Below are 11,286 nucleotides of genomic sequence, written 5' to 3' on the forward strand. Positions count from 1 at the left end.
CCTCCTGTACTTATGGTATGGATAATGGTTGTACCTAGTTACTTCATTTAAGTATCCTGATCAATAATTATTGACTTTATTGATATGCTCTCCTATTCTGTAAATACAGGCACTGCCATGCCTGAATATTATGAAAGGAGGCGTTCATATGAAATATGATGAATTTATTTCTGTAATTGCATCAGATGTTGGCCGGATTTTAGAGGAAAATACCGCCAATATTGCGAAAGATCTTTTGGCGAATATTCCACAAGATCAGCCCTGTATCTCACCGGAACACCTGCAAATTATCAGAAATGCTGTAAACACATCTATTCAATTTTCCGTTCAAATAATTTTCGACTACTTAGATTCACTTGGAATGTTGGAATATGATCATCTGACTGAGCATCATGAGCCACCTGTTTTAAAAGTGATTCAGGGCGGGCTAGCTGATAAAAATAAGAAGTAATTTGCCTTTGCTGGCTTTGAACTGTCTTTTCAAGGTCAGCAATCCTTTTTTCCAACTCCTGGAATCTCTTTCTGGAAATCCACATTCATCTCACCTCCCTGTCACTTCTCCAGAAAATACTCAATTGGCACGTTGAAATAGTCCGCCAACTTTCTAAGACTTTCTAGCCCTGGTTCAGATCTTTTGGTTTTCCAATTTGAAAAAGCCGTTTGACTAATTCCGGTTTCTTTTGATACTTGATAAGATGTTTTGTTTGTTTTGTCTAATAGGGATTTATATTTTTCGTACAATTTTACACCTCCTATCGAAAGTATATCCCTTGCAAATACTTTCGAGCTATGATATACTTTCAATCATAAAACCACTACATTTTAAGAAAGAAAGCATACCACATCGAAAGTATTTCGTTTCACGCTTACTTTCGTTTGCGTAAGTAGATAATACATCTTTTTTCGTTAGTAGTCAAGTGTTTTTACTAACTTTTACGTAAGTATGCTATCTTTGTGAAAGGAGCACAATTTATGTATGAAGTATTTGAACAGCTTCTACAAAAAAATGGTGTTACCCCTTACAAAGTCGCTAAAGAAGCTGGTGTAACCCAGACTGCCCTAAGCAATTGGAAATCTGGTCGAAGTACACCTACTACAAAAACTTTACAAAAAATAGCTGATTATTTTGGGGTAACAATTGACTATTTAATGACAGGAAAAGATGTAGACTCTCCTAAGCCTCAATTAAATGCAAAAGATGAGCGTGACATTGAGAAAATCATTGAACATACCAGAGAGCAACTTCTCTCACAGGAAGGACTGATGTTTGACGGTGACCCAGCTTCTCCAGAAGCCGTAGATTCTATTCTGGCTGCTATGCAGATCGGTATGGAAATGGCAAAGAAAAAGAATAAGGAAAAATATACGCCTAAGAAATATAAAAAGGACTGATGCCTATGCGTATAAAAAGACGGGTTGAGCAAATTGTCCGAAAGTATCGGACTCGTGACCCATTTGAAATGATTAAAGGAATGAATGTTATCCTTGTATATTATCCTCTTGAAGGTGTACATGGATTTTATCAGTATTTTCAAAGAAATAATATCATTTATTTGGATGAACGTCTTTCCAAAAATGAACAGCGTTTTGTCCTTGCTCACGAATTGGGGCATATGTTCTTACATAAAAAAGCTAATGCCATTTTTATGGACACCCGTACTCAATTCAATACAGACAAATTTGAACTGGAAGCAAATACTTTTGCCATAGACCTATTGCTTCCTGATTCTCTTTTGGAAGAATACAAGGAGTTTACTGTTGAGCAGATATCTAGACTGACTGGATATCACAAAAAATTAATTGAATTACGTGTTTCTGGTTGACTTAATTCGACATTTTGCTAAAAATGAGGTAGGTGAAAACAAAATGGCTAAACCAAACTCTACTGATGGTTGTGGAACACTTTTAATATTGTTTGCCCTTATTTATGCCTTTGTACAATTTCTTGAAAAGAATTACATAATAATATGTATTATAGTAGGGATTTTTGTATTATCAATTTTTGCATATAGGTTTTTAAAACACAAAAAGAAACTTAAAGCCAGTCGGCTTCACCAAGTAAGGAGCCTCCAAATTGACAGTTCAAAAAAGTATCCATCTGCTTCTCAAATTGACTCTGCAAATTCTCTATTGGAAAAAGCTCATCATTTAGCAGATATTTTAAACACAACAACAAATAGAAAAGAGTTTTATGCCTCATTTTATGAGCTTAGTGTAGTTCTAAAATCTTTGTCTGAGTTTGAGGGATTGATTAATTTTGAAAATTCATTGCCCTCTACTGATCTAAATAAACTTAAAGAAAACAGGCAGGCAAGTATTGATTTCTTAGAGAAACGAATAAAGGATGCAGAATCTCAAGCTACAAATGGACAAAATAATGCTTCTGAACTGGTAGAGGAGACTAAATCACCCCAGCCAAATGTAGACGTAGAGAAAAACACTGCACAGCATATATTGACACAGCAAATAGAGGAATTACGGAATCAAATAGAGGGAACCGAATATCAGTCCCCGAGTAGCCAGCATGATATTTCTGAACCAATACGCCCCAATATATTAAAAGTTGATGCTTACTTTGCAGAAGCAGCAAAGCTAATCATTGAAAAAGAAAGAGCATCCATCGGTATGCTTCAGAGGATGTTCAAGATTGGATTCGATCGTGCCGCAAAAATTATGGATCAACTTACTGATGCGGGGATAGTAGGAGCCGAAAAAGGTACTGCGCCACGAAAAGTTCTCATGTCAATGAATCAGTTTGAAGAATTTTTTAAAAATGCGGAATTAGAAACTATTTCTTATACATCACCATCTGCCAATGCTAGCGATATAAGCAAAGTAAAAAACCTTTCATCTATTGGTATAGATTTTGATTACTCCAATAGTGGAAAAAATCTTTCCTTTTTACAAAACATTGTAATTACACATTCCACCCAAGATTACCAAATCGAATTTATAAACTACTTATTACAAACAAATGCCCCAGAAGATTTAAAGCTTATCCTTTGTGACTTAGGTTTATCAGGTTTTGAGATATACAATGGCATTCCAAATTTATTTATTCCTGTCGTAAATTCTGTTGATAAAACCTATAGTGTTTTAGAGTGGCTTTTTGCAGAAATGAAGGGACGAACTACCTTACTTCTTGAACAAAAGGTAAAAAATATAGACGCATTTAACAAATGTACCAATGAAAAAATGCCCAAGATTGTATGTATCATAGATGAAATTTTTTTCCTAAAAAATGTTTTCCACAGTCTTGATCTTTTAATTCCATTGTTACTAAACTGTAATCGCATGGGGCTGTATATAATTTTCTTTTCCAAGTTTGATTTAAAAAACCTTTCTCTTGGAAAAATAAAAGATTTAGTAGCCTTTTATCATGAAGAACTACCTTTGGAATTTAAACTCTTACAGCAGCCAACAATTGAAACTAATATGAATAATTTCGATTCTATGAGCGGAATAGAATTTGAGCTTTTTTGCAAAAACATATTACAAATAAATGGTTTTCAAAATCTAAGAACTACAAAAGGCAGCGGCGACCAGGGTATAGATTTACTAGCAGAGAAAGACGGCATACAATATGGTATACAATGTAAATGCTATAGTTCAGATATCGGAAATAAAGCAGTACAAGAAGCTTTTGCCGGAAAAACCTTTTATAATTGCCATGTGGTCGCCGTACTTACTAACCAATATTTTACAAAAAGTGCTACTGAACTGGCTCAATCGAATAAAGTGCTGTTATGGGATAGAAAAAAATTAATAGCCCTAATCAGCACAGCTCAAAATAAACAGAAAGGAGTTTTATAATGCCACTACCAAAAGAACACATTTATACCGTAGATGATATCTATTCACTCCCGGAAGGCGAACGGGCAGAATTGATTGATGGACAGATCTATATGATGGGTGCTCCTACTTACCTGCATCAGACGCTTTCCATGGAGATCTCCGGAACCATCCGGGAATACATCCGCAGGAAGCATGGTGCGTGCCAGGTTCTGCATGCTCCGCTGGCAGTCACTCTTTTTGCTGATGATAAGACTTATGTGGAGCCTGATGTAGCTGTGATCTGCGATAAAGGCAAAGTTACAGATAAGGGAATTAATGGTGCCCCGGATTTCATTGCTGAGATCGTATCTCCCAGCAGCCGCCGGATGGATTATAATACAAAAAATGCACTGTATGCAGATGCTGGCGTGCGTGAATACTGGATTGTGGATCCCGACAAGAAACGTACTACCGTATACCGTTATGAAGAAGATGCCGCACCTATGATCGTATCCTTTGACCAGCCACTTACTGTTGGAATTTATGGCGATCTTAAAATTAATATTTCACAACTGCTTCAGGATCTTGGAATCAACTAAATAAAAGAAAAACCGCCCCAGTGTTACCAGCACCAGAGCGGCCTATACATCCGAAGATGTAAGCAATTTTTCAGCAAAAATATTGTATCATCTTCGGGGCAGTCGCACAAGACAGAACGTCTGTGTGCCTGTTATTTTTGTACCCATTTTCACATAATTTATAAATTATAAAACCGAGGTGATATCATGAATGACCGTGTAGGGGCTCTCTATATTCGTGTCAGTACAAATGATCAAACAGAGCTGTCACCGGACGCCCAGAAGCGTATCCTGCTGGACTATGCTAAGAAAAACGGTATTGTCATTTCCAAAGAATACATTTTTTCTGAAAGCGTTTCCGGAAGGCATGTACAGAAGCGTCCGGAATTTCAGCGGATGATTGCCATTGCAAAGCAGCCATCACACCCTATTGATGTGATCCTAGTATGGAAATATTCCAGGTTTGCCCGCAATCAGGAGGAATCCATTGTATATAAAAGCATGCTGAAGAAAGATAATGTGGATGTTATCAGCGTTTCAGAGCCTACCATTGACGGGCCTTTCGGCACTCTGATAGAACGAATCATTGAGTGGATGGACGAATATTATTCTATCCGTCTGTCAGGCGAAGTTCTCAGGGGAATGAAAGAAAAAGCCCTGCAGCATGGCTACCAGACTTCCCCCTGTCTTGGATATGATGCTGTTGGCCACGGAAAGCCTTATGTGATCAATGAAGGGGAATATGCCATTGTGTCTTATATCATGGATCTGTATGACCTTCAGAACATGGACGAAACGGCAATTGCCCGACGGTGTAATGATCTGGGCTATCGCACAAAGCGTGGAAATCTTTTTGAACGCCGGTCCGTTGATCGGATCTTGGAAAACCCGTTTTACTGTGGTACTGTTCTGTGGAATGGCATAGAATTTGAAGGGCTTCATGAAGTCCGGTTATCCAAAGACCGATTTCAAAAGCGTCAGAAGCTGATCACAGCAAGGAAGCGCCCAATAAAGTCCCGCAATGTGTCCACCTGCAAACATTGGCTGTCTGGACTTTTAAAGTGTTCAATCTGTGGTGCCACACTCTCTTATACGGGAAATGATAAATGCCCCTATTTCCAATGCTGGAAGTATGCCAAAGGTTTCCACAAGACTTCCGTTGCCCTTTCCGTAAAGAAGGCAGAAGAAGCTGTGATCACATACTTTGATCAGGTTCTTGCCGGTGCTGATTTTACATATGTACGCAAAGAACAGCCTGCTGATAAGGATAATACTGCTGCCATTGAGCAGCTTCAGCGGGAACTGGCCAAACTTTCCACCAGGGAAAGCAGGATCCATGATGCATATGAAAGCGGAATTGATACACTAGAAGAATACAAAGCCAACAAAGACCGGTTGATCAGCAATCGCCTTCAGCTGGAAAATGAACTTGAAAATCTTTTGCAGATGCAAAAAGAAAAAGAACTGAACAAAGAAGATGTTCTTCAGGAGATAAAATCAGTGAATGATATCCTGAAAAATCCTGATGTTGGGTACGAGGAAAAAGGAAACCTGATACGTACAATTCTTGACCAGATCGTTTATGACAAGGAATCTGGCAAAATGTACTTCGACATTATTGTATCATAATTTGAGGTCCTTTTTCCTCTTCTAAATCGGTGCAAACGCGCATAAACACTGGCTTTGTGGTACTATTATAGGGTACTGCACTCCGGTGGCCCGGATGGAGAAATTGGTGCATCACTTAGATATTTGTCCCAGCGCTTTACAATGCCAAATCGAATGGCAACAGCCGTTTTAAACGACATTGGAACTGAAGAACTGGCCCATTTAGAAATGGTCTCCACCATCGTTCATCAGCTCACTCGAGATCTTACTATGGAAGAAATCGAAAAGTACGGTTTAGGAGCATATTATATTGACCATACCGTAGGCATATGGCCGCAAGCAGCTGGTGGAATCCCTTTTAATGCTTGCGAATTTCAAAGTAAAGGAGATCCTATCACCGATCTTTTTGAAGACCTTGCAGCGGAACAAAAAGCACGCGCCACATATGACAACATTCTTCGCGTTGTAGGTAACACGCCGGAAATCGCAAATCCGATTCGGTTTCTTCGTGCAAGAGAAGTAGTGCATTTTCAGCGTTTTGGTGAAGCACTTCGTTCCATTCAAGAAAACCTGGATGCAAAAAATTTCTATGCATTTAATCCAAGCTTTGACAACCCTTGTACTGCTTCATGTAAGGAATGCAATTCATAAATCAGGATACTTCGTTATATCTTATTCTTATTTTAAACAGCATCGCACCTGCGGTGCTGTTTGCTTTGATGCACTCATTCTCAAAATTATATTCAAGAATGCCTCGGCATTCTTGCTGCGAGGTGCGCGTCATGCAATTGCATGACATATTTCTCCTGCGCACCTCTGCAATCCTGCCGGAGGCTATATCAGCTGGGGGATTGACTCCCTCCACTGATACCAGCTTGTTGCTCACCACCTATAGAGGTGGGAGTCATCTCCCAGCTGATATACTGTTATATACTACCCGACTTATAAAAATACGGTTTCAAAACCACAGCAACAGTGATATAATAAAGTGGGTATTTTCAATATATCATATTACATGATACAAATATGGAGGAATTATGCAAATCATTATTGTTGGATGCGGCAAAGTAGGACGCACCCTTGCTGAACAATTACAAGAAGAAGATACAGACCTAACACTGATCGATATTTCTGCTGACAAGATCAACTCAATATCTGATGATATTGATGCATTGTATGTGATTGGTAATGGAGCCAGCATTAATACCCTGATGGAAGCAGGTATTGAAACAGCCGATCTTCTTATCGCTGTTACGGCTTCTGATGAATTAAATCTTCTTTGTTGCCTAATTGCCCAGAAAACCGGACATTGCCACACCATTGCCCGTGTACGTAATCCTATCTACAGTGATGAGATCAGCTTCATTAAAGAACGTCTCGGTGTTACCATGATCATTAATCCGGAATTAGCTGCAGCCCAAGAAATCTACAGACTGCTGCGCTTTCCTTCAGCCATCAAGATTGATACCTTTGCACGTGGCCGCGTAGAACTTCTGAAATTCAAAGTCCTTCCAGAATTTGGACTAGACGGAATGCAGATTTCACGTTTTGCTGATACATTTCGCTGTGATATCCTGATATGTGCTATTGAAAGCCGTTCAGGCATGGCCATTCCCGGAGGTAATCATGTGATTCATGATGGAGACATGGTATCCATACTGGCAACTCCTCAAAATGCAGCCATGTTTTTCAAAAAGATTGGTTTAAAAACACATCAGGTAAAAAATACTATCATTGTAGGTGGTGGCACAATTTCCTATTATTTGGCTAAAGCACTACTTTCTATGAAGATCAATGTAAAAATTATTGAGCAGAACAAAGAACGTTGTGAAGTACTCAGTGACCTTTTACCCAATGCCACGATCATCAATGGAGACGGGACATCAAAGCCACTTCTTATGTCAGAAGGACTTGCTGATGTGGAATCCTTTGTAGCACTTACCAATTTTGATGAAGAAAATGTATTTCTGTCTCTTTTTGCTAAAAGTATTTCTGATGGGAAGCTTGTAGCAAAAGTAAACCGTCTGGCATTTGATGATGTAATAGATTCCCTCGAAATCGGCAGTGTGATCTATCCCAAATATATCACAGCGGATCATATTCTACAGTATGTTCGCGCTATGCGAAATTCCATTGGCAGTAATGTAGAAACTCTTTATCATATCCTGGATGGTAAAGCCGAAGCCCTGGAATTTGTGATCCGTGAAAATTGTCCTGTTTTAGGCAAGACTCTGTCTGAACTGAATCTTAAAAAGAATCTTCTTGTAGGCTGTCTTCATCGAAACGGCATGGTTCGTATTCCAAGAGGTCAAGATACGATCCAGATTGGTGATACTGTAATCATTGTAACAACTAATAAAGGTCTCTGCGATATCAGTGACATCCTGGATCGGTAAAGGAGTACAGCTGTTATGAATTATTCAATCATTGCTTACATTATCGGTTCTATTCTGAAGCTGGAGGCCGTTTTTATGCTGCTTCCCTGCATCACAGCACTGATCTATCAAGAGCAGTCCGGATTTGCATTTCTGATCACAATGGTCATCTGTCTGATCATTGGTTTCTTGCTTACTATAAAAAAGACAGGAAATAAAGTGTTCCATGCAAAAGAAGGCTTTGTTACAGTAGCTCTAAGCTGGCTGATTCTTAGTATTGCAGGTGCCGCTCCCTTTGTTATAAGTGGAAGCATTCCGGATCCTGTAGATGCATTGTTTGAAACAGTTTCCGGTTTTACAACAACAGGATCCAGTATTCTTTCTGATGTGGAAGCTTTATCCCATTGTATGCTTTTCTGGAGAAGTTTTACACACTGGATCGGTGGCATGGGCGTACTTGTATTTATACTATGCCTGCTCCCTTTAACCGGAGGATATCATATGAACCTTATGAAAGCGGAAAGCCCTGGTCCTTCCGTAAACCGTCTGGTTCCCAAAGTACAGTCTACTGCCAAAATCCTTTATACTATTTACCTTGGCATGACACTGTTACAGATTCTTCTTTTACTGATTGGTAAAATGCCATTATTTGATACCTTATGTATTACCTTTGGAACTGCAGGTACAGGAGGTTTTGGCATAAAAAACAGCAGTATAGCTGGCTATAGTACTTACATCCAGGTGATTGTTACCATTTTCATGATCCTGTTTGGTATTAACTTTAATGTGTATTTCTTACTCCTCACACGCAAATTTACGCAGGCTTTCAAACACGAAGAAGTAAGATATTATCTAGGGATCATTGCATTTTCTACTATTATAATTGCCCTGAACACAAAACATCTGTTTCAGAACATAGGCACTGCATTTCAACAGTCAGCTTTCCAAGTGGGTTCAATTATAACCACAACCGGATATAGCACTACTGATTTTAATCAATGGCCTGCCCTGTCGAAAACTATTTTGGTTTTACTTATGTTTATCGGCGCCTGTGCTGGAAGTACCGGTGGTGGCTTCAAGGTATCCCGACTTATCATATTGTGTAAAACTGCCCGTAAAGAATTAACCCTTTGTCTACATCCCAATGCAGTCAAAAAGGTCAAAATGGACGGAAAAGCAATCCCTCATGAAGTGGTACGAACTACCAATATTTTTCTTTTCGTCTATGTGTTAGTTTTTGGATTATCTGTTTTGCTGATCAGCATAGATAATTTTGATCTGACTACGAATTTTACTGCAGTGGCAGCAACCTTTAATAATATCGGTCCAGGCCTGGAAATGGTTGGCCCAACGCAGAACTTTGGATTGTTTTCCCATTTTTCCAAATGTGTACTTATTTTTGATATGTTAGCAGGAAGACTTGAGATTTTCCCTCTTCTTATTCTCTTTAAAAAAGATACCTGGAAAAAATTCTGATTAGCTTGTACTACGTGCAGAAATCTACCAAATGACAATACTCAGAAAGAATGACTACGATGGTGATGTGATAAAAAAATTTTTTCATGGTTTTAAAAAATTCTAATTATTCATATTTTGTTCATATCGACGTCATTATATAGACATATCTTTAATGTATATTGATATTCGTAGAAAGCATTATGTCTTTCTTAATTTAATATTTTTCTTTTTCATACGCGCCGGTACGAAAGTACCGGCCTCCTTCCATTTATAAGATCTTTTTTTATTATACCCCTTCATAATCAAAATCTGGAATAAAGCTTTCTTTTGCTGTATCACCTTCCTGAAAGAATCCATTACTTATTCCCAATTCCAACGCAGCATTTAATACTTTTTCATATTCTCTTACAGTTACTTTTCGATTCAACTCTTTATATTTTTCCTGTTTGAACACGGGTGTATATTGATTCATAATACTGATAAATATATGATCTCCATATGTTTTTTTCAGATACTCCATCACTTTTATGGCATTTTTTGTATGCCCTGGCAATATTAAATGCCTGACCATTGTACCCCGGATCATATACCCATCTCTGTCAAACACGCAGTCACCAGTCTGTCTGACCATCTCTTTTAATGCCAGCTTAGCTGTTGTTGGATATTCTGGTGCATTGGAATAATCTGCTGCAAGTTCTTCCTCTGCATACTTAAAGTCCGGCAGATATACATCCACATACCCTTCCAGACTTCTTATTGTAGAAATACTTTCATATCCGCTGGAATTATATACTACTGGCAAATGAAATCCCTTATCCCTGGCTTTTTCCAATGCCTCTATGACCTGCGGAACATATTGCGTGGCTGTTACAAGATTGATATTTGCTGCACCTTTTTGTTCCAGTTCCAGAAAAATATCAGCTAAACGATTTACTGTAATTATTTTTCCACTTTTTCCAATAGCAATGTTATGATTCTGGCAAAAACAACATCGCAATCCGCAACCTGTGAAAAATACTGCTCCAGAACCTTTCTTTCCTGAAATACAAGGCTCTTCCCACATATGCAAAGCAGCCCTGGCCACTCTCACTTGATCATCCATCCCACAATATCCGGTTTTCCCATGTATACGATCCACGCCACACTTCCTTGGGCATAACCTGCATGACGTCAATGTTTTGATTCTGTCTTCTACCATATTTTCCTCTTTCTTTATTAAACAGAAGTAACAGGTGAGGGTACTAAACAATTACAAACTAACTAATTTTTATATACAAAAAAAGCAATGAACCAAGTCCACTGCTCAAATGCTTTTGTACCTTCAAAACCACATACATGCTGACATCCTTTGGAATCGTGAAATCCTGCTTTTTGGTCAAGCCCTCGACCGATTAGTACTGGTCAACTCCGTACATTACTGCACTTCCATCTCCAGCCTATCTACCTCGTCGTCTTCAAGGGGTCTTACTTCTTTCGAATGGGATATCTCATCT

At 38.6% G+C, this 11,286-nt stretch carries 10 protein-coding genes, 1 rRNA gene and 2 pseudogenes; 10 read left to right on the plus strand and 3 right to left on the minus strand.

Annotated features, from left to right (window positions below; translation table 11 throughout):
• The first annotated feature begins 148 nt into the window (after positions 1-148).
• Positions 149-451, plus strand: a complete 303-nt coding sequence (locus tag OCV61_RS09210; protein ID WP_158421548.1) for a hypothetical protein — start codon at positions 149-151, stop codon at positions 449-451.
• 101 nt (positions 452-552) lie between these two features.
• On the opposite strand, the gene OCV61_RS09215 is transcribed toward OCV61_RS09210, so the two are convergent.
• On the minus strand, positions 553-741 hold the full coding sequence (locus OCV61_RS09215) for a helix-turn-helix domain-containing protein (RefSeq protein ID WP_158421549.1): 189 nt from the start codon (positions 739-741) through the stop codon (positions 553-555).
• Positions 742-972: 231 nt separating this feature from the next.
• Between OCV61_RS09215 and OCV61_RS09220 the strand changes: the two genes are divergently transcribed.
• From OCV61_RS09220 to OCV61_RS09260, 9 genes and pseudogenes are all read left to right on the plus strand, one after another.
• Positions 973-1,392 (plus strand): helix-turn-helix domain-containing protein, encoded by a 420-nt coding sequence (locus OCV61_RS09220; protein ID WP_158421550.1) that lies wholly within the window; start codon positions 973-975, stop codon positions 1,390-1,392.
• A gap of 5 nt (positions 1,393-1,397) precedes the next feature.
• Positions 1,398-1,823 carry an ImmA/IrrE family metallo-endopeptidase gene (locus tag OCV61_RS09225; protein WP_158421551.1) on the plus strand — a complete coding sequence of 142 codons (426 nt, stop codon included), beginning with the start codon at positions 1,398-1,400 and terminating at the stop codon, positions 1,821-1,823.
• 742 nt (positions 1,824-2,565) lie between these two features.
• Positions 2,566-2,772, plus strand: a pseudogene (locus OCV61_RS18785) (DNA translocase FtsK); the annotation flags it as partial.
• Positions 2,746-3,813 (plus strand): restriction endonuclease, encoded by a 1,068-nt coding sequence (locus tag OCV61_RS18790; RefSeq protein ID WP_262582769.1) that lies wholly within the window; start codon positions 2,746-2,748, stop codon positions 3,811-3,813. The pseudogene OCV61_RS18785 and the gene OCV61_RS18790, both read left to right, overlap by 27 nt.
• Complete coding sequence (locus tag OCV61_RS09240; protein ID WP_158421552.1) at positions 3,813-4,373, plus strand: Uma2 family endonuclease; 561 nt, start codon at positions 3,813-3,815, stop codon at positions 4,371-4,373. Before OCV61_RS18790 ends, OCV61_RS09240 begins: the two co-directional genes overlap by 1 nt.
• A 186-nt stretch (positions 4,374-4,559) precedes the next feature.
• Positions 4,560-5,981, plus strand: coding sequence for a recombinase family protein (locus OCV61_RS09245; RefSeq protein WP_158421553.1), 1,422 nt, complete (start codon positions 4,560-4,562; stop codon positions 5,979-5,981).
• 84 nt (positions 5,982-6,065) lie between these two features.
• Positions 6,066-6,611 (plus strand): annotated as a pseudogene (locus tag OCV61_RS09250) (manganese catalase family protein); the annotation flags it as partial.
• 386 nt (positions 6,612-6,997) lie between these two features.
• Positions 6,998-8,356, plus strand: coding sequence for a Trk system potassium transporter TrkA (trkA, locus tag OCV61_RS09255; protein ID WP_158421554.1), 1,359 nt, complete (start codon positions 6,998-7,000; stop codon positions 8,354-8,356).
• Positions 8,357-8,371: 15 nt separating this feature from the next.
• A complete protein-coding gene (locus OCV61_RS09260) occupies positions 8,372-9,811 on the plus strand; it encodes a TrkH family potassium uptake protein (protein ID WP_158421555.1) in 1,440 nt (479 codons plus the stop codon).
• A 268-nt stretch (positions 9,812-10,079) separates the two neighbouring features.
• On the opposite strand, the gene OCV61_RS09265 is transcribed toward OCV61_RS09260, so the two are convergent.
• Positions 10,080-10,991, minus strand: a complete 912-nt coding sequence (locus OCV61_RS09265; protein ID WP_158421556.1) for a radical SAM protein — start codon at positions 10,989-10,991, stop codon at positions 10,080-10,082.
• Between the two features lie 173 nt (positions 10,992-11,164).
• Positions 11,165-11,286 (minus strand): 23S ribosomal RNA (locus tag OCV61_RS09270); the annotation flags it as partial.

The organism is Blautia ammoniilytica, assembly GCF_025566965.1.
Lineage (GTDB): Bacteria > Bacillota > Clostridia > Lachnospirales > Lachnospiraceae > Blautia_A > Blautia_A ammoniilytica.